Origin of the sequence: Candidatus Chryseopegocella kryptomonas (assembly GCF_001536065.1) — a bacterium.
Classification (GTDB): domain Bacteria; phylum Bacteroidota; class Ignavibacteria; order Kryptoniales; family Kryptoniaceae; genus Kryptonium; species Kryptonium kryptomonas.
Window position 1 is genome coordinate 1 of record NZ_CZVW01000013.1, and the last position, 25,000, is coordinate 25,000.

Below are 25,000 nucleotides of genomic sequence, written 5' to 3' on the forward strand. Positions count from 1 at the left end.
ACAGGAATTAAATATGAAATCGTGAAAGATTTTCCCGAAGACAGATTAATGGGCATAACAAACGCATCTGAATTGAGAGAAGCGCTTGTGAATATCATCATAAACGCCATTGAAGCGATGCCAAACGGCGGAAGATTAAGCATTGGAATTTACAATATAAACAGCGAAAAAGTTGCAATTTACATCGCTGATACAGGAATTGGGATGGACGCAGAAACAATGGCAAGAATTTTTGACCCATTTTTCACAACGAAAGGAGAACACGGCACAGGACTTGGTTTGTCAATCGTTTATGAAATCATAAGAAGCCACAACGGCGAAATTTTCGTTGAAAGCGAACTCGGAAAGGGCTCAAAATTTACCATCGTCCTTCAAGCAAGCAAAGAAAAGGTTTCAGAAAAAGTTCAAAAAACACAGTTAAAAGAAAACGCAACGAAATTAACAGTTTTAATCGTTGATGATGATGATTCTGTTTTATATCTCTTGAAAGATGTCTTTCTAAATCTTGGTTATAAAATTTTACCCGCAGAAAACGGGAAAAAAGCACTTGAATATGTCAACACCGAAAATTTTGACCTTCTCATCACTGACCTTGCGCTTCCAGATGTAAATGGCTGGGAAATATCAAAGGCAACAAAGCAAAAAAATAAAAACATACCAGTTATAATCTTAACGGGATGGGGAATTGATGTCCCAGAAGATGAAGCAAAAAGAAGAGGCGCTGACTATATAATCACAAAACCATTTGATCTTGACGAACTTCTACTTGTCGTAAATAACGCAATTCAATCAATAAGCAAATAGTGAAACGCAAGTATCCTCAAAAAAAGATAAATTGAAAGTATAACGGAATTTGTCAGATTAAAATTCATAATGGTTTTGTAATTCTGCCATTCCTTTTGCAAGTAAAAATTCACTCTAAATCTGTCTATCACCAAAAACCAGATAAGGAAGTAAAGTATCACTCCGATAAGTTCATAAAGCGTAAATTTTCCAGCGACGACAATTGTGGCAAGCAACCCCGAAATTGGGAGCATAATTTCCGCAAATCTAAATACAGCAGCCGAACCAAGTTTTTCAACAAATAAATCACCCATTTTTTCTGAATCCTCCGAAACTCTATAAACAAGTGAAAGCGTATAAAACCCTGCAACAAAGCCAGCCGAAGCCAAAACTCCCGCAATATAAAACCAATCTTTAAGTTTCCCCAAATCCGAGCCACAAACCCATCCAGCGATAAACCCAACAACTCCATAGGAAATTGACACAATTAAAATCCCATAAAGCGGTCTTATTTTTATACCCGTTGATGGGAAAGAAAAAAGAAACGAAAGAAGCACAAAAATTAACACAGCATAGAAATAACTTGTGTTAACTTTAAAACTTAAATAAATTCCGACCACAAGAAAAATTAAAGAAACAACAAGCGTAAAAATTGACGCTGGCTTAATTCCCCTGATACCCGAAATGATTCCTTTCCTTTTGTCAAAGTAAGCATAAATTCCATTGCTTGCTGGATAAACCAAAAGATGTAAAATCAAAATTCCATACCAAAAATTTTTCGTTATGTCCGCCTCACTTAATGCATAAGCCCAAAGAAAAATTGGAAGAAAAGCAAACGAAACACTAAACCGAAGATGAAAAAAGGTGCTTTTTAAATCGTTTATAAGCGAATTCATCTCCTCACCAAAACTTTTATTTTTGTTTCACTTATTTCACAAAAATACGAAATTTCACTCCATTTTTAAAAGAACATATTTATCGGTCGTCCTCAAAACGACAAGATTGGTGCTTGCAGTTTGCACAGTGTTAAGAACAACAGCGTTGATAACCTCAAGATTTTTGTATTTGAAATCAATCTGGACATTCAAAAAAACATTTTTCTGATTCGTTTTTATCTTTATCGCTTTATCCATGAACTCATATTCAACTTTTAAATTTTCAAACCTCATCATTTCGTTACACGCCTCTTTACAGGTCATAAACCTTAAAAAGGGATAATTTTCTTTCAACTTTTGCAACCAATCTCTGAACTTGAAATAAAGACCTTCGCTATTCTTCCCACGCCACGGTAGGTAAAACCAGTTTCTCACAAGTTCAGGATTCTCAACTTCGTCTGGTGTGTAAATTATATCATCTGGATGAACGAAATGAGTCCAAACCCCAAGCATTGCGATCTCGCTTAAAATCAAGGTTTTAACATAATCATCAATGAAAAATCCTGCTGAAACTCTTGGGATGCAGTAAAATTTTCCATTCCACGGTTCTCGCCCGAACTCTCTATATTGACCGACATCAAAAAATCCAGAATAAAGACCAGCGATAACTTTTATTGACGGGAAACTTTGTGCAAGCGCTTGAACTCCAATTGAGTCAATAAGATTTGTCGGTGGAATGTAAGTTATCGGCAATTCACCAAGCCCTTCTTCTTTCCATTTTTTCTGTGCGTATTTCAACGCTTCCTTCATATTTTCAATGTTTTTCCATTCATCAATTAAAAGCGAAAAATGATTATACCCGTGAAATGCAAGTTCATTTTTAAGTTTAAATTGTCTTGCTATCGTTTTTGAAACTTCAATTTCTTTATCAAAAACTTTTGCTTTGCCCGTTCTCCACTCTGTAAGATGAAACGGTGGTTTTATATCCGCACCATAGTTGAAAACAAGTCCAGCAGTATATTTCAAACCGAACTCATCCGCAAGTTTCATCATATCTGGATAAAAAACGAAGAAATGATACTCCGCCATCGTAAGCCCAAATTCATCCCAGATAATTTTTTTCTTAACATTTGGAACAGCGGTTGGGAAATCATCAATAAATATAACTGCAAAATTTGGCACTGGCTGAACGAACTTGTCCGAGACGCTTGCGATTGATTGAGTTATAAAGCCACGAAACAATTTATTTGAAAGAAGAGATGTGTTCCAAAAGATAACTTTTCCAAGCCCATATCTTAAAATCCACGCAACTGGGACACCAGCACTTGAAGAAGCAATAATCTTTTTATCGCCAAAATGGATAAAATCAAACATTGAAAGGTCTTTCAAAATTGAATCTGGTATAAAAGTCCCAGCAAGCATAGGCAAGAAATTAACATTAAAGACAAACCCAGATTTGCCCAATTTTAAAAACAGGTTTTGTCTGTCTTTTAATTTAACTCCGAAAACATCTGAAAGATTTTCGTTATATCCACGATATATAACCGCAAGCCCACCACCTGATGCAACAAATTTTTTAATCCGCTCGCAATCTTCCTTTGAAATTTTCTTTATAAATTCCGTCGCAAAAACAATAACATAATAATTTTCAAAATTTTCAATCTCAACCTCTGGATAATCAGCAAGGTCAAATTCGTCATAATTCAACTTCGCATATTTGAAAGCCCATTTCGTATTCTCAACAATTTCGCCAGCATATGGATCAGATGAATCGTAAATGAAAAGAATTTTCTCAACTTTATCAACTGTGAAATTAAGTTTTTCTCTTTTCACTTCGCACGATGAAAAAAGCAGAAAAATAGCGATCGTAATTATTTCAAAATGTTTTCTCCGCATCTTCAACAGTGTTGTAAAATTCAAAATGTTTTTCAGTTCTCGTAATTTCAAACAATTTCTTCACCCTCGGATTTACATTTGCAAATTTTATTGTTCCACCTTTCTCTTTCGCACTTCTGTATGCGACGACAATTATGCCAAGTCCTGAACTATCAATAAATGTCAACTCTGAAAAATCAATGATTATATTCACCTTCCCCTTATCAATCAGGTTCTTGAAAACATCTCTTGCCTGAATTGAGCTTGCGACATCAAGCTCACCTTTTAATTTGACGATTGCGTAATTATTTTTTTCAACAACGCTGTATTCCATTTTTTTCTCCAATTTTTTTGTTTTCATTCTTTCAACCCATTCAAGGAAAATAAAACAATCTTCGCACGAATAATCACCGTGAAATCTGCACATTATCTCTGGCGATTCCCAACATCTTTTGAACTTGCCCTCATAAACAGGGCATCTTGAGCAAACATCTCTCGGCTCACCTTTGAATTTCCAGCACTCTTCAATCCACACTTCGCCAGCTTTTTCCCTTTTCTCATTCATAACTTCAAAAAACGCACTAACAACCTTCGGATCAAATTGAGAACCAGTTCGTTTCTTTATCTCCGTTTCAAGTTGAGAATAAGAAAACGCCTTGCGAAGTTTTGAATTTGAAGACATTTCAATAAAAAACTCACACAATCCAAGAATTCTACCAAAAAGTGGGATTTCTTCGCCTTTCAAACCTTGCGGAAATCCCCAGCCATCATACCACTCCTGATGCGTCCTTATTCCCTCAACTATGTCAAAACTAATTGGCAAAATTTCAACCATACTTGCTCCAATTATCGGATGATTGTAATCAGCTTGATAATCTTCGCTTATCTCAACAACACCGCACATCCCGACATCGTGAATTAGTCCAGCAATTCTTAACTCACGAAGTTTTTCCATTTCAAGCCCGAGCTTTTTGCCAATCTCAACAGAAAGCTGTGCGACTCTGTTTGAATGACCCGCTGTGTATTCACTTCTCATATCATACGCTTCTGCAAGAGCTATCAATGTTTTAAGATAACGCTCTGTGAATTGATTGAAAAGATCAACATTGTGAATTACAATTTTTATCTGCTCAACAAATGCCGAAAGAATTTTTATTGTAAATTCCTCAAACTGTTTCAATTTTTTGAAATTGACAAGCGCAAAAATTCCAAGAAGTTTGCCACCCTCAACCAGTGGAACTCCGATTATTGAATTAACTTTAAACTTCAAAAGAAATTCAAAATCTCGCACGATCATCTCTTCGCCATCTCCAATCCATTCAAAAAGTCCCGTGTCAGGAGAAAGATCAAGTGCATCCATAAACTCATTGCTCAAATTCTTGCTCGCTCTTATTTTCATTCTTTTAATTTTATCATCCCACATTGCGATAAATCCAGCATCGCTTCCCGTCGCAGTTATGGCAAGTTCAAGAAGAAGTTCAAGAAATTTGTTAACTTCAAGCGTTGATCCAAGCATTTTCTTGCTGACCTGTGCCTGCGATTCAAGAAGACGAATTTTTGAGCGTGTCTCCTCACCAAGTTTAATCTGCCTCAAAGCGACAGCGCAAGCATTTGAAAACTCTTTAAACCAATTAGCAAGATTTTTATCAATCGGTTCTGGTTCAAATGGACCACAAAAGAAATTTCCCGTGTAACTTTCACCGAGATAAAGTGGAATGTTAAGAAATTTTCCCGCCCATATGAGAGCGAAACCAAAATTTTTATAATCATCTCTGAAAATAATTTTCAACTCTGGCTCTCTCAACGCCTCAATAACTTCATCATCAAGCCCTCTCATCATATCATTTCTCAATCTCATATTTTCAAGAATCAAAGAACCGCTGGACTCCGAAAAAGAGTAAATGTAATAAGCAGGCGCTTTAACAATTCTTTCAAAAACATCAAATATAAATTCAAAACCTTCAGAAGATGGTTTCTCAAAAAACATAAAATTCCCAAACTCCTTCCACACATCAATAAGTTTCTTTCCTTCCGATACGGGATCTCTCGCAACTTTGCTGAAAATTTTGCCGAGCATAAATTCACTCTTTGTAAATTACTTTTTTGACAATTGACATTATTTCAGATGGACTAAATGGCTTTGGGACATACTCATTTGCTCCCGAGTCAAACATATCTTTTATCTCCGACTCCTCGCCTTTTGCGGTCAACATAACAATATATGTATCTTTTAACTCTGGATTTGCCTTTATCTCACGGCATACTTCAATTCCATTTTTTCCAGGCATCATAACATCAAGAAAAACAAGATCGGGCTTTTCACTTTTTATAAGTTCAATCGCAGAATCACCATCACCAGAAATCAAAACATCAACATCAAACTTTCTCAATATAAATTCAAGCAAGCGTTGGATTGTTATGTCATCATCAACAATTAGAACCTTCTTCATCCCAAAATCAAATTTTTTTGAGAATTAACAATGTTATATCATCCTTCTGCTCAACATCCTTTTGAAAATTCATAACCTCTGAAACAACAACATCGCAAATTTCATCTGAACTTTTTTCAAAATTTTGAGCGATAATGTTTTTCAATCTTTCAACTCCGAAAAATTCTCCATTTGAATTTCTCGCCTCTGTAACTCCATCTGTAAATGCAACGATTATATCACCTTTTGAAAATTCAATTCTATCACTTCCATATTTTTCATCATCAAATAAGCCAATTGGAGAACCGTGAATTTCAAGTTCAAACATACTTCCATCATCTCGTTTAAATAAAATCGGCGGAACATGTCCAGCGTTTGAATAAACAAAAAATCCCTCGGGATAATACTCACACATAAAAATCGTTGAATACATCCCGATTTCAGATGTATCCTTGTAAATCACTCTGTTAATTGCAGATAAAAGTTCAGATATATCGGGCGTGATTTCATACATCAATCTTACAACACTTCTCAAACTTGACAAAAGAAGTGCTGCTCCAATTCCATGTCCCGAGACATCCATAACTAAAAAAGCATTTTTCTTCCCATTTGAAATAAAATCGTAATAATCACCTCCGACGCTTGAACTCGGCTTTATAAATGCACAGACATCAAGACCTTCACATTCTGGAATTTTTTTGGGAAGTAAATTTTCTTGAATTCGTTTTGCAATTTCAATTTCTTGTTTGAGTGCCTCGGTTCGTTTTATCTCGTCTATAAGTTTATTTCTGTAAAGGATTATCCCTGCGTAATTCCCGAGAGTGAGAAGAAGTTTTGCATCCGCCGTTTCAAAATTTCTCCCTTCATCACAAACGAAAATTCCACCAATTTGATGAGCCCCAGAAAACATTGGCACAGCAAGCATCCCTTTAACACGCCCCTGATATTCAACCGAAGAAATAACAAAATTTCTCGTTTCAATCGCTTTCTCAATTAATTTTTCAGCATCTTCACTTGTCTCCCGTAAAATTTCACCGCTTGTGTATTTTTGATTTAACCTTCCACTTTCAAAAATTCCAACAACACACGCCCTCGGAGATATTAATGATCTAATTTTATCAATTATGATTTTGACAATTTCAGATTCATCAAAAACCAAACTTGCCTTCGCTATGATGTCATAAACAATCCCGAGTTCCTCTTGCCTGTGAGCAAGTTCCTGAACGAGATTTTCAATATATCCCTCGTAATTCAAAAGTTCAGTATACAAAAACTTTAAAAGTTGCACCTCCCTTTCAACATCTGACGACCCTTTGATGTAAAGATAAATTTTCCCGTAATTTGAGTTCAATTCAACTTTGACACTTTTCTCAAAGTTCTCAAAATTTTTCGTCCTTGCGATCATCTTTCCTTTCTCATCAACAACTGCAAACTCCGTATTTGAAAATTGAGAAAACTTATCCGTGTATATTTTGATTACTCGTTCTATCACTTTTTTAACTTCGTTAATTTATAAACTTTGACATAATCACCATCAAAATAAATTTCAACATTTGCAAACCTGTAATTCACACAAGCAGAATCAAGCGTCGCAGTTAAATTGTCAATTCTTGGAATAAAAGATTGATGAATTTTTCCCATCGCATTTTTTTCAGGAACGAAAACATAAACAAGTTCGTAAATTTTTTTCTCGTCCTCAATTAAAATATAATTTCGCAGGAAATAATCCCAATCCATAAAATACGACCAGTTTTCAACCATCGCTCTTGTCCCATAATGAGAAACAATCGCAAATGAAAAGGGCAAATTCTCCTTTTGAATTTTCAAAACAACTTTAACAAATTCATCTGGCTCAATCGCTCCATCAATTTTAACACCTCCATAGATGAAAACACTCAAAACCAAAAACACAACTATTAAAATCACAAATATAGAATGCAATTTCTCTTTGCTTCCAAAAACTTTTCTCAACATAACCGAAAACCAGATGAAAAATAGTAAAACAGAAATCGGAAAAAATTGTTCATAAGGAACGAAATTCAAAACCGAAATCTCGCTTGCTATTGTAAAAATTAACAAAATAAGCGAAAAAATTCCATAGAAAATTTGTGAAGACAACATAAGAACGACGCTTAAAAATGTTAAAAACACAACCACATTCAAAATCTCTTCCGAATGACCGATCAACTCTGGGCTTTGAAAAAAAGCAAATGCTTTTATCCCAAACTCTGGATTTCCTCTTGAAAAAATTTCAATCGCAAATGGAAGCAAAGATATCAAAATCGCAAAGAGAAAATGCAATTTCTTTTTATTCTTAAAGCCAGATTCAAAAAGTTCGGCTACAACTACCGAAAACGCAAGAACAGAACCAGCGAAAAATTCAATCAGGAAAGCGACAAAAAGAGCAAGAATTTTCTGAAACAATCTCAAATCCTTCCAAAAATAGATAACCATCAAAAGCCACCCAAGACCCAGAAGAAACGAACTGCCTTCAACATGATTTAAAACGAAATTAAACCTCAAAAAAACGAAAGCAAAAAGAGAAGAAGCAAGAATCACAGAATGTAAATTTTTTGTCAATCTATAAGTCAAAAGTGAGATGCCAACGAAAATAAGCCCGTAATTTAAAGCACCGAAAAGATGCAAAACGATGTGTTGATTTACGCCAAAAATCAAACTCAAAAAAGCACAGATTGAATTCATCCCAACATTATTTATCCCAGAACTGAAATTATTAACAAGCATTGATGTGATTTTAACCAGATTGTTATGCTGTATGATTGAAAAAAGAGATAAAGTTTGGAGCGATGGATTGATCCAGAAGAACAAACCAAACGAAAAAACAATCACAAGAAGGACATATTCAAATTTTAATTTCAAACTTGAAAATTTAAAACGAAAACCAGCAATGCCATCAAGAAAGTCGTAAATTTTTTGATTGAGAAATGTTTTGACGAAGTTAATTCTCACGCCAGATTTTCTTTTGGCACTTAAAAAATCAACCCCAAGAATTAAAAACAAAACCGAGACCACAAAGAACGCATCAAGCGTTTTAAACTTTACAGCAAAAAACAGAATTGGGAAAAGAAAAAGAAGAAAGTAAAAAAGCGATTTAAAAACACAATCACCACCTACGCATTCATCCCAGAATCTCAACCTCAAAGCAAAATACGAGATAATGGCAAAGCCGACATATAGTTTGAATATGTAAATTAAACTTTCAAACATCAGAACGCAGAGTAATATTGATAATCAAGCGTGCGAATAAACTTCAACATATATTGAGTTGATAAAATCGCAAATGTAAACGAGCCAGCGAGAAACCCTAAAACTCCATATTCCCAACTTATCAATCTGCTTGCAAGAATTCCAACAATCAAATCAACTATTAGAGCAATTCTTATTGACCTCAACCCGAAATCAGGTTTCCAGAGTGTGAAGAAAAATAGATTATTCATCAAACCAACAGCAAGCAAAAGATAAGAGACAGATGCAAAGTAGAAGACCTTGAAAGTAATCGGACTTGCAAAGAATTCACGAACTTCCTTTATATGCTGATAAATTTCACCAAGTCGCATCACAACAAAATATACTGCGATTATGCTTAACATTCCAAAGACGAGAAGAAAAGAAAGTTTGAACAAATAAAAATCAAGATACCAGAAATTATATGATTTGATTTTGTGAGCGTAAAAATTTTTTTGGACAGGGATAAGTGTTTCGGAGAAATCATTTACAGCATATTCAAGCACAGCAAGTGTAATTCCAAACGAAAGCAAAGCCCAATCAATCCCAAGTTCATACGGCGTCTTAAACCAGAAAAAATAAAACTTTCCTTTTGAATAAGCAGTCCACGAGACAATTCTATCAAGAAAGAGAATTAGAAAATAATAAAGCCCGAATTTAAAAAATGGACTGTTAACATAAGCCAAAACCGAAGGACGCTTAACTTTAAGCGAAACATAGCCAAGTTTCCGCTCCTCTTTTCTCAATCTGAAAATGTATCTTGCCCATAGATACATCAGTAAATTTGATGTCAGCAATCCAACAAAATGAGCGATATGAATTGAGACACCTTTAAACTTATGAAGCCAAATGACAACAAGCGTTCCAATTGAAAGAATGACAGGTATAGAAAGTTTTCTCTTTGCGGAATAAATCATGCTCGTTGAAAGCCAGAGAAATGATAGAAGGAAATAATAGGCAAGAATTATGTAAAGAAATTTTCTCGGGAAAATTTCAAATATAAAATTTGCGACAAAGAAGACAAGCCCGATAAAAACTGAAAAAGCAAAACCATAATTGAAAAGTTTAATTGCAATCTCACGAGCGGTGAATTTATTGCCCATGCTTAAATAATATGTGACTTCCCTTCCCATAACCTGCGTAAATCCACCAGTTGTGATAAAACTCAAAATAGTTCCAAAAGCAACAACTGTTGCTTGAAGTTCCGAAAACTTAACCCACGCCCAGAGCGAATATCCCGTAAAAGCAATAAACGCAATCTGGCTTGCTATCGGAAGCCCAAGCACAATACCAGAAGAATAATACTTCAAAAATCTCCACGCTTTCTCCCAGAATGAAATAATTTCTCTTTTAGATTTTTTCCCTCGTCTTCTTGCCTTTAACTTACAAATTCTATACACATCTTTGCTTAATTCAAATATATTCGCCTTCCCAAACTCACTTGGGCAATCAATGTGCCTATATCCCAAACTTTCAATCACAGCCGAAACCTGCAAAATACTTACTGGATTCCCAATTTTCTCAAAAACTTCATCAGCAACTTTTTCAATTCTCTTCGCAAAATCTTTATCCACTTCATTATGTCCAGATTTTACATCTTCCACAACTTGTTTTGATTATTTTGAATTAAAAATTCACTTTACAATTTCCTCAATGGCAACGCCTTGCTTATCAAGCGTCTCAAATCTTTTTCCGTCAATCAACTCATTATAAACATTTCTATATTCCCCAACTGCCATTTCAATTCTATACTTTGCAAGAACTTCTTCTCTTGCTCTTCTCCCGAGAGTTTCACGCAGTTCATTATCGGTAAGAAGTTTTATCACTCCATCCGCAAGGGCTTTCGGGTCTCTTGGTTTGACTATTATTCCAAATCCTTCAAGCGCTTCTCTTACTCCTCCGACATCAGTTGCAACCACAGGTCTTGCACAAGCCATTGATTCAATCACTGTGTAAGGGAAACCTTCGGATATACTTGAAAGAATTGATATATCACCTTCATTGTAAATTTCACTTGGCTTGGGATGATGCCCAGCGAGTATGAATGTGTTTTCAAGTTTGAGTTCTTTTATTAACATTTGACACTTTTTCGTATAAAGCGGGTCTGCATCAAGAGAGCCGTAAACGATGAACTTAACATTTGGGATTTGCTCCCGAACGATTGCGCTTGCTTTTATCATTGTCTCAATATCCTTCAATGGCATAACTCTTGCAGCAGCCACAACAGTTGGGATTCCACGATTTTTTTCAGGTTTTGGCTTTGGTTTGAAAACTTCAGGATCAACACCGTTATAAATTACCTTTATCTTTTCATCATCAACACCAAAAATTTTCTCCCAAATTGTATTGAACCTGCATACGGGCAAAACTTTATCAGCAAGTTTATAAAGCATTTTTGAGACAAGAATTGAAAGATTTATCAAAAATTTTTTTGCAAAGAAACTCAAACTTTTTTCGCCTCCAATCCCAATGTATCTCTCCCTTGCAAAGACACCGTGATCTGTGACGACAAGCGGTGTCCCATCTCTCATTTTTGCAACGACGCTTGGCAATCCACAAAAACCCGCAGCCGTTGCATGGCTCAAATCAACCTGCGGAACATCAACATAAAGTGGCATAAGATAATGATAAAGCCATCTCATCGCAAGTGTTAAATCGTAAACTGACGGAATTTCATCCTCCGAAAGAAAAGGGTTATCTTCAAAGTATTTTAAAATCACAAACTTTTTAAATTCCTGCCACACCGAAAAACTTTTAAATGTCTGCTTGTAATCATACTCGCTAAAATACCTATGCATAAGCCATACATAGCCAGCGCATTCTTCAGGGTCTGAATACGGATTCATAAGCGAAGAGATAAACTCAAGAAAAATTGGAATAAATTTTCTTAAAACAACCCTTTCATTTACTTTCGTCTTCCTTATGTAAATGCTTGAAAAAGGTATCTCAAAAAATATGTCCTCAAACGGCTCTTCCGAACCCCAAAGCGGAATTTGACGAACCAACTTAACATTTGAAGGCAACTTATACTTGTATTCAACATACGGCATACCTGTGACAGCGTAAATGTAAAAATCAAACTCCTTCAAATTATTCACAAGTATATCAGCCCATGTGCTAACTCCTCCACCGACAAAAGGATATGTTCCTTCGGTTTCAAATAAAATTGATTTTTTTCTCATTCTTAATTTCCCTGTTGCTTTAAATCAAATTTCACTCATTTAAAAACGACTCATAAATTTCACGATAACTTTTCACAAACTTTTCAAGTGTAAATCTTTTCGCTTTTTTAATTCCGTTTCTTGAAAGAATTTTCTCCAAATTTTCATCCCTTAAAATTCTAATAACATTTTGAGCAAGCATCCTATAATCTCCAACCTCAAACAAAAGCCCACATTCATTCCCCGCTTCATTCACAAGTTCTGGAACTCCTCCAACAGAAGATGCAACAACTGGAACACCCAAAGCCATCGCTTCAAGAACAACAAATGGTTGTGCCTCACTTACACTTGGAAGAACAAGGACATCTGCGATTTTCAAATAATCAACCGAATTTGCTTCACCAGTGAAAATGACTCTCTCATTAATTCCGAGCGATTCAGCAAGTTTGAAACATTCCATCGCATAATCAAAATCTTGTCTTAAATCACCAACAACATAAAATTTAACATCTCCAATCTCCTCAAGTATCAATGGAATTGCTCTTATAAATGTCTTAACATCCTTTATCGGGACAACCCTGCCGATGAAAACAACATTTTTAACATCTTTTACCCGACTTAACCCATCCAAAAACTTTTCATCAACAAAATTTTCAATCACTCTGAATTTTCGCCTTAAATCATCAATCAATTCCGACGGGATTAAACTCAACTGTTGTTCAAGATTATATCTGCAAACCGTCGTCACAAGATCCGCTTCAAGATAGCATCTCATCGCTATGTCCTTGAAAATTTTCAAATACTCTCTCCTTGCACTGCATAATTCATTTTTGATTTTCTCATCTTTGAAAATTTTAAATCCACATTCAACCTCATTTACACCAAATTCAAGTTCTTTCCAGTATATTCCGTGCTCTGTTAAAATAAAAGGTTTATTTTTCCTTTGCTTTATCTGTAATCCCAGAAGCCCAGCAAAACCTGTTGACAAACTATGATAAATTCTCGCATTCGGGATAAAACTAATCACATCTTTGAAATCAAACTTAAACCCAAGTCCATTTCTAACATCAATTTCAACGATTGAATCAACATTCATAGGTATTTCAAACTTTATCTCTTTTCTTTCATCGGCGTAAAGATGCAAAATTGAAAATTTGAGATGATTTAAGTTCTTAACAAGTTCATGCACCCATTTTGAGACACCACCAATGACATACGGATATGTTCCCTCAAGGATTAAACATACATCAACCATTTTTCTTCAAATACTTTGTTAAAACAACCTCCGTCCCAGTTTCATGAGAAAGGACATATTCAATTTTGTCCATAATTTGACCTGCGATGTAAAGTCCGTATCCGTGATCTGCAAGAACTTCAGGGTTTGGTTCTTTTATTGACTCTGGAGCAAATTTTTCACCAAAGTCCCTTATTGAAATTACAAGATTACCCTCATTAATCTCCGCATTCAACAAAACATCCCCTTCACTTTCTTTGTAGGAATGTTTATAAACATTCGTAAGCATTTCGCTCACGACAAGTTCAATATCAGATGCGGTTTCATCATCAACTCCATTTGCGAGCAAAAAATTTTTTAATTTTGTCCTCAACTCTGAAATTTTTACTGCGTTGATTTTATCCTTGATCTCAAACCTCATTTGAAAATTTTATTTAGTTCTATTGTTGAAATGTATGGCGTGAATCCATAACCTCGGGAAAGATTTCTGACGAAGTATTTTCTCCTGTCGCCTTCAGATAAAAAATCAAGCGTGAAGATTTTCTTTCCTGTGTTTTTGAGAATTTTCACTCTATCAACATATTCCTTCTCAAAGCGGACAAAATATCTTTTCGTTTCAAAATTATATCTTGTAAAAAGACCTTCAACGAGAAAAGCATCAACAAAATTTTTCAAAGTATCAATCAAACTCCAACCGTTATTAGCAATCACAAACTTATACGGATACCTTGATTTTATGAGTTTAACCATATCAATTATCGTTTCTTCAAACTGTGGAAAAATCTGAACAATGTCAATCATATCAATAAAAAAGCCATCAAACTCCTTTGATATTATTTTCGGAATTTTATCATCAAAAATTAACCTTTGCCAGATTTCCGAGCGAATATCAACATAAAAATGATCTTTCCAAAACGGATTTTTCCCAATTATTATTGACTCTGGAATTGAATAACTCCTATATGTCTCAAATTCAGCAATGTTAAGATAGGCAATTGTGATGATCCCAAGATTTTTAAGATACAAAACTTCATCTCTGCTGTAATGGTCGGGGTCAAGGATTAAAAGTTCAAAGTTTTTAACCTCATCCAGATTTATTTTTGAATAACAAACAGCATATCTATTCACATCTTCAATTTTTTTCCCCGATTGAAACGACAAAAAGTTAAGAAGCAAAAGAAGTATCAACAATCTCATCCGCTTTGCAAGTTTGATTTCAAAACTTTAACTAATTCATTCAATTTCTTTACAAGTTCAATAACTTCTTCACAAGAATTTTGCATACATTTAACTTCTATTTGACCTGCTATCTCCGTGACTTCATCAAATCCAAATGACGCTCCCGAACCTTTAAGTTGATGTGCATAAAGTTGAACAAGTGAAAAATCTTTTTTTGAAAGTGCTTGCTCCATCAAATTTAATTTTTCAGATGCAATTGATAAAAATTTCTCCTGTAAATTTTTCCAGTCATTTGAACCAAGCATATGTGAAGAAGTTTATTTTTATAAATTTTAGAAAAATTCTTGGATAAATTCAATAATCACGGCGTTTATTTTTTATGCAAATTTACAACATAAACACCGCTAAAATAACCGATCGCAGAGCCAAGAAATACATCCGAAAACCAGTGTTGGTTGTTGTAAACCCTTGCAAGTGCAGTCAAAACCGCTGGCGTGTAAATTAAAACTTTGACAAATTTATTCTCAAACTTTGAAGCAAGCACGCTTGATATAGCAAAACTCAAAGTCGCATGACCTGACGGAAGCGAATAAAATTTATTTCCGCCAAAACTAAATGGATGAAATTTAAATTTATTTCCACTCACATAAGGTCTTTCCCTTCCAAACGCAACTTTTAAAATTGTCGTTGTGATCCCCGAGAACAACCCTGCTTCAAAAACCATCAAACCCGTCTCTCTTATCTCATCTTTTCCAGATAAAATTCCACCAGCATAAAGCGAGCCACTGATCAACCCAAACATCCACGCAGTTCCATAATAAGAATCAATTTTCATCACGGAAGAAAAAAACTTATTGTCAATCCCTTGAAAATCCTTGTTCCAATGGTCAATTCCGAAAAGTAAAGCAGTTCCAGTTCCCACCACAGAAAGACGAACAATGTCTTTGCTATTAAATTGAAATGGGGCGGAGAAATAATTAACGGAATTTTTTGCAAATGTTTTCGCATCGGAATTTAATTTGTCAAACAAACTTTGAGAGAACCCAGAAGTTTTAAAAACTAAAAACGCAACTAACAGAAAAATTTTAACTTTTGCCATACTCAAAAATTTCTCTTTTTCCCAAAATTAAACAAAGCAAAGAAAATTTCCCACAGCACAAAATTATTTGACACTGATATAAAAGATTTCTTATTTTTGGAAAGAAGCAAAACAAATTCACACATCAAAATGAAATACCTGCACGAAAAACATTTTACAATTGAAGAAGCAAGAAACTTGCTTTCGGAGATAAAACCTTTAGTTGAGAGAATGACGCAACTCAAAAAAATTCTTGACATTAAAGGTTATGACATTTACCGACACAGATACTTCACGGGTGGACCAAATGGAGAAAAAAATTATCCAGTTGAACTTGAGGAATTGATCGCAATAATTGAGAGAATAGAATCAATGGGTGCACTTGTCAAAGGAATTGAACAAGGTCTTATTGATTTCCCGCACATAAGGGAAAATGGTCAGGAAGTTTATCTATGCTGGATGCATGGTGAAGACACGATCAAATTCTGGCACACAATAAGTGAAGGATTTATGGGAAGAAAACCAATAGAAGAAATTTGACTATTTAACACCTTTCAACCTTTCAAGCCAAAGTTTTACTTCAACAGATTCTGGATTTATCTTCAACGCTTCTTCAAAATAAAACTTCGCTTTTTCAATTTTCCCAAACTTAAACTCATAAATTCCACGATTTACGATCATCTTCACGATCAAATTAACAAGATTTTCGGAGTAATCATCAAAACAACGCTTTGAAACATCAATCGGGACATAATCATAATTTTTATATTCCAAATCCGAATACAACCTAAACATAAATCCTTCGGGAACTCTGACATATTTCGCTCCAAATTCTGGCTCAATTTCTATCCCCAAATAAACTGGTCTATCACCGATGTTTTTATCAATGAAACTATTTATCATATTCACGAATCTTTTTTCAATTTCCATTGGGTCATAAGGTAAATCGTGTTCAAATTTGTAAAGTTCAACGAGAAATGCTTCAACTTCGTTTTTTTGATCTTTCAATAAGCCACGGATAATTACGCTGAAGTTGTTTAATATACCACGAGCGACGCAAAAGTTCTTTATCAATTACGACAATGTCTTTTCTTACATTTTCAACAAGTTGAAAATACAAGGATGGCGAAACAAAATAATCCCATTGGTATGAAATTATGATGGCATTTGGTCTGGCGTTTTTGAGAATGTGAAGCGTGTAAATTTCGGGGAGATAATTTTTTGATTTATCAACTTTTTTGAAGTTAACAGAAATCGGAATCAAAACACACAATATGCTCAATGCAACAACAAACGAATTTGGTATTTTTCTTGGCAAATGTGTTAATCCGTAAAAAATCCAGATTGATGTCATTGCAATTGCGGTCAAAAAGTATGCGTTTATATCGTGAATGTCGTAATTTGACGAGATTAAAACGCAGGTCAAAAAAGCAATAGTTGTAAAGTAAAAAATTTTTCTTTGGAGTTTAAAAATTTTCCACAGCCCGACAACCGCAGGAAATAAAGCGAGATATCCGAAATTTTCGGGAAATTTTGAAATGAAATAAGAAATTTGTTTTGTCATAACCTCAAACGAAGAAAAAGCCCAAACTCTATATTGCTTGCCCGTTATATGGTTCAAAAAATTTTCAAAAGTTGATGGATCACCCCAGTTTAAGACAACACCTGAACTTGAGCGAACAAAAAGATAAACGAAAGGCGAAAGCCCAACGAGAAAAAACAAAAACATAAAAATTAAAACTTCTGGCTTTACTTTCCTGACGAAATTAGAAATGAAAATATAAACAAGCGACGGGAGAAGAAATATCACAGTCAAATGATTTGTAAACGAAAGACCAAGCAAAAACGAAAAAAGAAAGAGATAATTTGCTTCATCAGTCTTCTCAAACTTAAAAATTGAAAATAAAAGAAGCGACATAAGAAGCATTTGAAATGAATGAACTTCAAAAGTTATCGCTTGTTCCCAGAAAAATTGTGTGAAGCCGAAAATCAAAGTTGAAACAAAAGCGAAAAATTCTGTATGCTTTGACCTTTGATCGGAAAGCAAAATCAAAAATTTTGCGAAAAAATATAACGCAAGCGAAGAAATAAAAACAGAAAATAAATTTGCCTTTGAAATAACTCTCAAAGGGATTGGCAATGTGATGAAAAAGTGTGAAATAAGCGTGAAAAAAGGATAACCCGTTGGATGTGCAACCCCGAGAGCATAAGCCACCGCTGTTAACTCGCCAGAGTCAATGAAATCAACAGATGGATTCATCGTGATAAGATAAAAAATAAACGAAAGCAATCCAGAGATGAGCGGATAAATTTCAAGTTTGAGTTTTAAATTCATCATCTCACAAGTTTTCGCAATGTTGTTAAGTTCATAATGTCAAGTTCATCGTTATAACCTTTTGGAGTTTCAATTATTTTGGGGATGTTTTCAAAGATTGGATTTTTCATTATAAAGCGAAACGCATTTTTGCCGATATACCCTTTGCCGATGTGATAATGCCTGTCAACCCGTGAATTTAACTCCCGTTTTGAATCATTCAAATGAAAAACTTTTATCCTGTCAATTCCAATTATCTCGTCAAACTCTTTGAAGACACTTTCACACCCTTTCTCTGTTCTCAAATCATAACCTGCGGAAAAAAGATGACAGGTATCAACGCAAACTCCAACTCGTTCTTTTTCTTCAACGAAATCAATTATTCCTCTTATTTGCTCAAATCTATAACCGACGACAGTTCCTTGTCCTGCGGTTGTTTCAATTATCGTCAGTGTTTTAAAATTTTTTGTTTCTTCATGCGCAAGATTAATTGACTCTGCAATTGTTTTTATTGCCCAATCCTCACCTTTCCCGAGATGCGCACCTGGATGAAACACAAGCCCAAGCGCTCCGATCATTTCGTATCTTTTTAGTTCCTCAACAAATGCTTTTCTTGATTTACTCAAAATTTTTTTATCCTTCGCACAAAGATTTATAAGATATGAACTATGGACAACGACGGGATAAATTTTAAATTTTGAAAGTTGAGATTTAAACTCATTCACTTCGTCAGGTGTTAATTTCCTCGCACCCCATTGAGCGTTGCTTTTAGTGAAAATTTGAATTGTTTCGCATCCGATTTTAACCGCTCTTAAAACAGATTTTTCTAATCCACCGGCAATTGATACATGAGCCCCGATGTTTAATCTTTTCCTCATCTCTTCTTCAAAATAAGATAAAGCCCAAGAATGATAAGTAAAACAGGCCAGAATTTTTCAACGCTTTCCCACACTTCAAACGAATAAATAACGCCAAGATTTGTAAGCAGAAATAAGACACCAATTCCAACGAGCGCAACAGCTGGAAGAAGCAATGCGAAATCATTCGGACGATTAACAAATGACATAAGGAAAGCAAGTCCAGTTGTTATCAAAACAACAGGCCAGAAAAAGTGAACATCTGGATTTAAAAAGCCAAATGAATCAATAAAAAGATAAATTCCAAAAAAGAACAAAATTGAACCCCAAAAAACTTTACTATTTGAATTTAACCCAAAACCTGAATATCCAAGATAAGCACCAGCAATCACAAGCAAAATGGAGAGAATTTTCTTCCAACTTAAATACACAACACCCAATTTATCAAGCAAAATCACAAGACCAATCAACACAAGTATAACTCCGAAAACAAGTGAAACTTTGCTTGTCTTTTTTTCAACCGCCATTTCAAATTTTAAGTTTATGTTTTTGCTAATGTAGTTTTACTCAACAAATCATCAAAAGTTTCACGCTTGCGTATAAGATAATAATTTTTCCCTTCAATTAGAACTTCTGCTGGTCTCAATCGTGAATTGTAATTTGAACTTGCAACAAATCCGTATGCGCCAGCGGTCATAACAGCAATCAAATCACCCGGAGAAAGTTTTAAAATTTTTCTATCACGAGCGATGAAATCACTTGTCTCACATACAGGTCCAACAATGTCAGCAATTTCAATTTCATTTGTTTTAATTTCAACAGGCACAACCTGATGATAAGCACCATAAAGGACAGGTCTTATAAGTTCCGTCATAGCAATATCTGCAACGACAAAATTTTTCACCTTGCTTTTCTTCGTGTATAAAACTTTGCCGACGAGAATTCCAGCGTTTGCGATTATAAATCTTCCTGGTTCAAGAATTATTTCACATCCTGTTTTCTTTAAAAGTGGGGAAATCTGTTCAGCAAAAAGTTTTAAATTTATCTCCTTGTCATCATCTTCTTCAAATGGGAGTTCATTGTGCGTTATAACATTTTTATATTTCACTCCAAGACCTCCGCCAAAATCAATGTGCGTGATCTTAACACCTATCTTTTCCAATTTTTCAATAAACATAACCAAGAAATTTGCTGTCTCAACGAACGGCTCAACATCAACAATTTGAGAGCCAATGTGAGTGTGAATGCCGAAAAGATTGACATTTGATAAAGTCAAACTTTTTTTGAAAATATCAATTGCTTCATCTGGGTCAATTCCAAATTTGCTTGTCTTTATCCCAGTTGAAATGTATGGATGGGTTTGTGCATCAATGTCTGGATTAATTCTGATTAAAACATTTGCTTTTTTACCAAGAGATTTAGCGATTTCATTAACAATAAAAATTTCTTGCTCTGATTCAATGTTGAGAGCAAGGATTTCCTTTTCAATTGCAAATTTTATTTCCTCAGCGTATTTCCCAACGCCAGCGAAAGAGATAACCTCCGGCTTAAACCCCGACGCAAGAGCAATGAAAATTTCACCTGCTGAAACCGTATCCGCACCCGCTCCAAGCTCGGATAAAATTTTAAGGATAGATGGATTTGAATTTGCTTTCAATGCGTAAAAAATTTTGAAATCTGGGAAAAGAGTTTTTAAGATTGTGAAGTTCTCAACCAGTTGTGCTTTGCTGTAAATGTAAACTGGGGTTCCAAATTTTTCTACAATTTCTCTTACAGGGACATCTTCGCAATAGAGTTCATCGCCTTTGAAATAGAAATGTGCCAATTTTCAAAATCCACTTTTTTGTTTTTAAGATAACCTCACACCCGAAAATTTACAACAAGAAAGATTGGAAAAAACGCAAAAAATAAAAAAGGACGCCAGAAGGCGTCCCAAATATGAAAAAAAGAGAAATTTTTGAGCAACTATTTCAGAAGCCCAAGCCGACGATATTTTTCAACATATTTTTCGTAAAGCTTCGTTTGTCTGTTTGACAAATCAACTTTTCTACCTTGAATGAATTCATAAATAACCTGCGTTGGAATTTCAAGCGGGTCGCCTGTTGTGACGATTAAAGTTGCATCTTTACCCGGTTCAATTGAGCCAACTTTATCAGCAACGCCAAGAATTTCAGCAGGATAAATCGTAATTGCTTTCAATGCTTCTTCTCTTGGAAGTCCAAAAGCTGCACATGTTCCCGCTTGATACGGCAGGTTTCTCTCGTTGTAATATCCACCTTCACCACCGATACAGAACTTAACACCTGCTTTGTAAAGTTTATAAGCAACCGTGAAAGGTTCATCATAATCAGAATCCCTGCCCGAAGGCAAACGATGAATGTTCGTCAAAATCACCGGGATATTTTTACTCTTTAAAACATCCGCAACTTTCCAGGAATCCGCACCGCCGACGATCACAATTTTAACTCCTTCGCTTTCCGCCCATTGAATGGCAGATAAAATTTCTTTTGCGGAATTCGCATGAACGAAAACAGGAACTTTTCCTTCAAGAACCGGAATCATCGCTTCATATTTTAAATCTGTATCGTGATATGGAACTCCTTTTTGAGTTTCGGCTTCTTTTGCTTTTTTATAAGCCCTCGCTTTTTGAAATGTTTCTCTGATAAGTTGAAGTCGTTTTTCTGTTTCTTTTTTCATCTCCTCCGGACTCTGTCTTGCAAACATAAATCCAAATCCTTGTGCTTGAACCATCCTCGGCCAGTAAATGTGAAGTCCAACGGGCGCTTTCAATGTCATATCTTCCCAAGTCCATCCATCAAGCATCATAAGCGCTGATTGACCAGCGATAAGATCACCTGTTGGAACGACAAGAGCCAGTGTTATGCCGTTTGCACGCGTTACAGGTGGATGCTCGCTATCGGGATTAAACGCAACTTCAGCTCGCACATTTGGATTGACAAGTCCAACTTCTGTGACATCGCGAGTTGCTCTCACTGCGCCAATTTCAACTAAACCAATTGTCGTAAAAGCATTTATCAAACCAGGATAAACATGCTTGCCTTTTATGTCAATAACTTCTGCATCTTTTGGAATGTTAACATCTTTTCCAACAGCTACAATTTTTCCTTTGTCAAAAAGGACAATTCCATTTTCAATTGTTCCATTCGTGATTGTGTGAATTGTCCCCCCAACAAGAGCAATCGGCTTATTTTGTGGTTTGCCCGGAATTATGTCAGAGGCATACAGGTTCATCACAAAAATTAGAGTTAAAGCAAAAATGAGCGAAATTATTTTTATCTTCATTTTCAAACCTCCATTTTAGTTTGGTTGAGTTGCAAATTGCGGTTGCGGTCTTGCGCTGGATTTGACTTCAAAAATTTTCTGAATGATGAAGTCCCTTAACTTCTTCGCTTCCTCACGCATCTTCAAATCTTCATTTCTATCAAAGTATTTTCTTCCTTCAATCCAAGTTTGCTCGCAAACTGTGTAAGTTGAAAGCGGATTACCACTCCATATAACAAAGTCAGCATGCTTTCCGGGTTCAAGCGAACCAACATATTTGTCAATTCTTAACTGCTTTGCTGGATTTATCGTCACAAGTTTTAAAGCATCTTCTTCACTTAATCCGCCGTATTTAACTGCTTTCGCTGCTTCAAGGTTTAATCTGCGTGCGAGTTCATCGCTATCTGAATTAAAAGAAGTTATCACTCCAACTTTTTCCATCAAAGCGCCGTTATGTGGGATGGCATCATAAACTTCAAATTTATAAGCCCACCAATCACTAAATGTTGAAGCACCTGCACCGTGCTTTGCGATCGCTTCGGCGATTTTGTATCCTTCAAGAACATGTTGAAGCGTTGCAATTCTAAAACCAAAATCTTCAGCAACTCTCAAAAGCATCAAAATTTCATCTTGTCTGTAAGAATGAGCGTGAACTAAGCGCTGACCTTTTAGAATTTCAAGAAGCGCTTCAAGTTGTAAATCTTTTCTCGGCGGAATTAAAACTTTTTTCTTGCTTTCTTCTCTGTAAGTGTTCCATGCTTTTTCATAATCAAGGGCTGCTTTAAAAGCATCTCTTATGATTTGTTCAACGCCCATCCTCGTTTGCGGATATCTTGTTGTGTATCTATCACCCCAATTGCTTTGTTTGACATTTTCACCAAGAGCGAATTTAATTCCAGCCGGAGCTTCTTTAAATATCAATTCATCAGGAAGCAAGCCCCATCTATATTTCAAGACCGCATTTTGTCCGCCAATTGGATTTGCTGAGCCGTGCAAAACATTTGCAGCTGTCACTCCACCAGCAAGTTGCCTGTAAATGTTTATATCATCGCTGTTTATTACATCTTGAATTCTTACCTCTGCAGTAATTGCCTGGGTTGATTCATTAACACCACCTGAAATTGCAGTGTGTGAATGTGCATCAATTATTCCCGGCGTCACATGTTTTCCAGTTGCATCAATAATAACTGCGCCTTTCGGTGCTTCAAGATTTTTCCCGATTTTTTCAATTACACCACGATGAACAAGCATATCGGCATTTTCAAGCTTACCACGCTCAGAGCATGTCCAGATAGTTGCATTTTTAATCAAAACATATTCAGGTTGCTCAGGCAATTTTGAAAATCCGAATGCTCCATCTGGATAAGTAACGGGGATGGATTCAAATTTAACTTTTTTCAACTGTCTGGGTCTTTCATCTCTTGGCTCGGAAATTTTAACCGCAGAGAAAACAAACCTTTCCCCACCAGAGACCTCAGCATAACCTTCCATCGTCCCCTTTCTTACGAAGGCTGAAATTCTGACAATTCCTTTGATGCCGACAGAATCACCATTAAAGGCAAGTGTTAAATTATTATCAAATAAACTTACCTTAACAAGATTGACAGATTTATTCCCGCTTCTTACTCTTCCTCTCAAGTTTTTAATCTGACCGCTTATGTTGATGTTCAAAGTATCATTATTTATCTTTGCTCTCCATTCACCTCTGGGGTCAAATTCAGGCATTCCCTCAACATCATATTTTTCACCCGCAATCCAAACTTGAAGTATTTTAGAATCCTCATCAAAAATGTTTTTATCCGTGATGATGAAGTTTGCCATTTTCCCTGACTCAACTGAGCCAAGAATTTTATCAAGCCCAAGAAGTTTTGCGGGTGTCAATGTGAGCGCAGACAAAGCGACATTTTCAGGAAGTCCTCTTTCAACAGCTTCACGAACTTTTTGTAAAAATTCGGCTGGATTTTCAAGTCGGTAAGTTGTAAATGCGAAGGTCACACCAGCATCATTTAACCTCTTCGGATTTTCCGGGGCGTTATACCAATGTTTCAAAGTCCTCAAATCAATTGCGTCTGCATCGTCAGGATTTTCAACATCGGGAGGTTTTGGGAAATTAACAGGTAAAATTACGGGATAACCTGTGTTTTTAATTGCATCAACTCTACGATATTCATATCCGCTTCCGATAATCCACGCATTAAGAGAAAATTCTTTTGCAATTTTTGCGCATCTTAGAAAGTCAAGTTCATCATTTGCTTCAAATGTAACAGGCTCACCTTTTAATGAACTCTGCAATGCTTCAAGGGATGAATTTACTTCTGGTTTTTGAAGCGATGGATTTTTTGAAAAAGCATCCCATGCGGAGGCGTACCATTTAGCATCGTAAAATGTTTGTCTTATCAAAGCTATATTTCCCATCAAAGAATTTGGATAAACATCTCTTCCAAAACCGCGGATAAAAGCGATATGTTGAGCAACAGCTGGCTTAATCACAACATCGTTCGGTGCTTTACCATCAGCCAGCATAACAAGAACACTTTTACCTCTAAAAATTCCCTCCTGTGGAACAGAAAGGACAACCGTGAAACCTTGCGACCTTAATCGTTCAGCTTCCTTTTGATCTGGTGCAAACTCATTCAAAGCAAGTTTACTTGACAAAACATTTGGATTCCAGTTTTCCGCTCCTTTTT

Annotated in this window: 22 protein-coding genes (1 of these 22 cut by a window edge); 2 read left to right on the forward strand and 20 right to left on the reverse strand. The window is 35.6% G+C overall.

Going from position 1 to position 25,000, the window contains the following annotated elements:
- Positions 1–804, forward strand: an 804-nt coding sequence (locus AWW83_RS06315) for a response regulator (protein WP_143713907.1), incomplete at its 5' end; no start/stop codon positions are given.
- Here AWW83_RS06315 and AWW83_RS06320 read toward each other — a convergent pair.
- The 13 genes from AWW83_RS06320 to AWW83_RS06380 all read right to left on the reverse strand — a co-directional run bounded on the left by AWW83_RS06320 (position 786) and on the right by AWW83_RS06380 (position 15,881).
- Positions 786–1,679, reverse strand: a complete 894-nt coding sequence (locus AWW83_RS06320; protein WP_092350062.1) for a hypothetical protein — start codon at positions 1,677–1,679, stop codon at positions 786–788. The two genes, AWW83_RS06315 and AWW83_RS06320, sit on opposite strands and share 19 nt — an antisense overlap.
- A gap of 54 nt (positions 1,680–1,733) precedes the next feature.
- A complete protein-coding gene (locus tag AWW83_RS06325) occupies positions 1,734–3,554 on the reverse strand; it encodes a DUF2194 domain-containing protein (protein ID WP_092350064.1) in 1,821 nt (606 codons plus the stop codon).
- The gene (locus AWW83_RS06330) at positions 3,535–5,610 is read right to left on the reverse strand and encodes an anti-sigma factor antagonist (protein WP_092350065.1); all 2,076 of its coding nucleotides are present in this window, start codon (positions 5,608–5,610) and stop codon (positions 3,535–3,537) included. Before AWW83_RS06330 ends, AWW83_RS06325 begins: the two co-directional genes overlap by 20 nt.
- 4 nt (positions 5,611–5,614) lie before the next feature.
- A complete protein-coding gene (locus tag AWW83_RS06335; protein WP_092350067.1) occupies positions 5,615–5,983 on the reverse strand; it encodes a response regulator transcription factor in 369 nt (122 codons plus the stop codon).
- Between the two features lie 7 nt (positions 5,984–5,990).
- Positions 5,991–7,454 (reverse strand): PP2C family protein-serine/threonine phosphatase, encoded by a 1,464-nt coding sequence (locus AWW83_RS06340; protein ID WP_092350069.1) that lies wholly within the window; start codon positions 7,452–7,454, stop codon positions 5,991–5,993.
- Positions 7,451–9,190, reverse strand: coding sequence for a hypothetical protein (locus tag AWW83_RS06345; RefSeq protein ID WP_092350071.1), 1,740 nt, complete (start codon positions 9,188–9,190; stop codon positions 7,451–7,453). Before AWW83_RS06345 ends, AWW83_RS06340 begins: the two co-directional genes overlap by 4 nt.
- Positions 9,190–10,812: a hypothetical protein gene (locus AWW83_RS06350; RefSeq protein WP_092350073.1), complete on the reverse strand. Its 1,623-nt coding sequence runs from the start codon at positions 10,810–10,812 to the stop codon at positions 9,190–9,192. The genes AWW83_RS06345 and AWW83_RS06350 overlap by 1 nt, the downstream gene beginning before the upstream one ends.
- Before the next feature lie 30 nt (positions 10,813–10,842).
- Positions 10,843–12,390, reverse strand: a complete 1,548-nt coding sequence (gene pelF, locus AWW83_RS06355; RefSeq protein WP_092350075.1) for a GT4 family glycosyltransferase PelF — start codon at positions 12,388–12,390, stop codon at positions 10,843–10,845.
- A gap of 31 nt (positions 12,391–12,421) precedes the next feature.
- Entirely contained in the window at positions 12,422–13,624 is a 1,203-nt protein-coding gene (gene pelF, locus AWW83_RS06360; protein ID WP_092350077.1) for a GT4 family glycosyltransferase PelF, read from the reverse strand.
- A complete protein-coding gene (locus AWW83_RS06365) occupies positions 13,617–14,024 on the reverse strand; it encodes an ATP-binding protein (RefSeq protein ID WP_092350079.1) in 408 nt (135 codons plus the stop codon). The genes pelF (AWW83_RS06360) and AWW83_RS06365 overlap by 8 nt, the downstream gene beginning before the upstream one ends.
- Entirely contained in the window at positions 14,021–14,800 is a 780-nt protein-coding gene (locus AWW83_RS06370) for a glycoside hydrolase family 191 protein (RefSeq protein WP_092350081.1), read from the reverse strand. The genes AWW83_RS06365 and AWW83_RS06370 overlap by 4 nt, the downstream gene beginning before the upstream one ends.
- The gene (locus tag AWW83_RS06375; protein WP_092350083.1) at positions 14,797–15,087 is read right to left on the reverse strand and encodes an Hpt domain-containing protein; all 291 of its coding nucleotides are present in this window, start codon (positions 15,085–15,087) and stop codon (positions 14,797–14,799) included. The genes AWW83_RS06370 and AWW83_RS06375 overlap by 4 nt, the downstream gene beginning before the upstream one ends.
- Before the next feature lie 65 nt (positions 15,088–15,152).
- Positions 15,153–15,881 carry a phosphatase PAP2 family protein gene (locus AWW83_RS06380; protein ID WP_092350085.1) on the reverse strand — a complete coding sequence of 243 codons (729 nt, stop codon included), beginning with the start codon at positions 15,879–15,881 and terminating at the stop codon, positions 15,153–15,155.
- Positions 15,882–16,010: 129 nt separating this feature from the next.
- Between AWW83_RS06380 and AWW83_RS06385 the strand changes: the two genes are divergently transcribed.
- Positions 16,011–16,400 carry a DUF2203 domain-containing protein gene (locus AWW83_RS06385; RefSeq protein WP_092350087.1) on the forward strand — a complete coding sequence of 130 codons (390 nt, stop codon included), beginning with the start codon at positions 16,011–16,013 and terminating at the stop codon, positions 16,398–16,400.
- On the opposite strand, the gene AWW83_RS06390 is transcribed toward AWW83_RS06385, so the two are convergent.
- The 7 genes from AWW83_RS06390 to AWW83_RS06420 form a co-directional block, all read right to left on the reverse strand.
- Positions 16,401–16,868, reverse strand: coding sequence for a tetratricopeptide repeat protein (locus tag AWW83_RS06390; protein ID WP_092350089.1), 468 nt, complete (start codon positions 16,866–16,868; stop codon positions 16,401–16,403).
- Positions 16,843–18,198 carry a protein O-mannosyl-transferase family gene (locus AWW83_RS06395; protein WP_092350091.1) on the reverse strand — a complete coding sequence of 452 codons (1,356 nt, stop codon included), beginning with the start codon at positions 18,196–18,198 and terminating at the stop codon, positions 16,843–16,845. The genes AWW83_RS06390 and AWW83_RS06395 overlap by 26 nt, the downstream gene beginning before the upstream one ends.
- Positions 18,195–19,052, reverse strand: coding sequence for a deoxyribonuclease IV (gene nfo, locus AWW83_RS06400; RefSeq protein WP_092350093.1), 858 nt, complete (start codon positions 19,050–19,052; stop codon positions 18,195–18,197). Before nfo ends, AWW83_RS06395 begins: the two co-directional genes overlap by 4 nt.
- Positions 19,049–19,558: a LiaI-LiaF-like domain-containing protein gene (locus AWW83_RS06405; protein ID WP_092350095.1), complete on the reverse strand. Its 510-nt coding sequence runs from the start codon at positions 19,556–19,558 to the stop codon at positions 19,049–19,051. The genes nfo and AWW83_RS06405 overlap by 4 nt, the downstream gene beginning before the upstream one ends.
- 14 nt (positions 19,559–19,572) lie before the next feature.
- On the reverse strand, positions 19,573–20,856 hold the full coding sequence (gene lysA, locus AWW83_RS06410; protein WP_092350097.1) for a diaminopimelate decarboxylase: 1,284 nt from the start codon (positions 20,854–20,856) through the stop codon (positions 19,573–19,575).
- Between the two features lie 140 nt (positions 20,857–20,996).
- Positions 20,997–22,334 (reverse strand): amidohydrolase family protein, encoded by a 1,338-nt coding sequence (locus tag AWW83_RS06415; RefSeq protein ID WP_092350099.1) that lies wholly within the window; start codon positions 22,332–22,334, stop codon positions 20,997–20,999.
- Positions 22,335–22,349: 15 nt separating this feature from the next.
- Positions 22,350–25,000: the 3' portion of an amidohydrolase family protein gene (locus tag AWW83_RS06420; protein ID WP_092350101.1), read on the reverse strand. Its footprint extends 355 nt past the window's final position; 2,651 of the gene's 3,006 nt are visible here — the last part of the coding sequence; its start codon lies beyond the right edge, outside the window; the stop codon is at positions 22,350–22,352.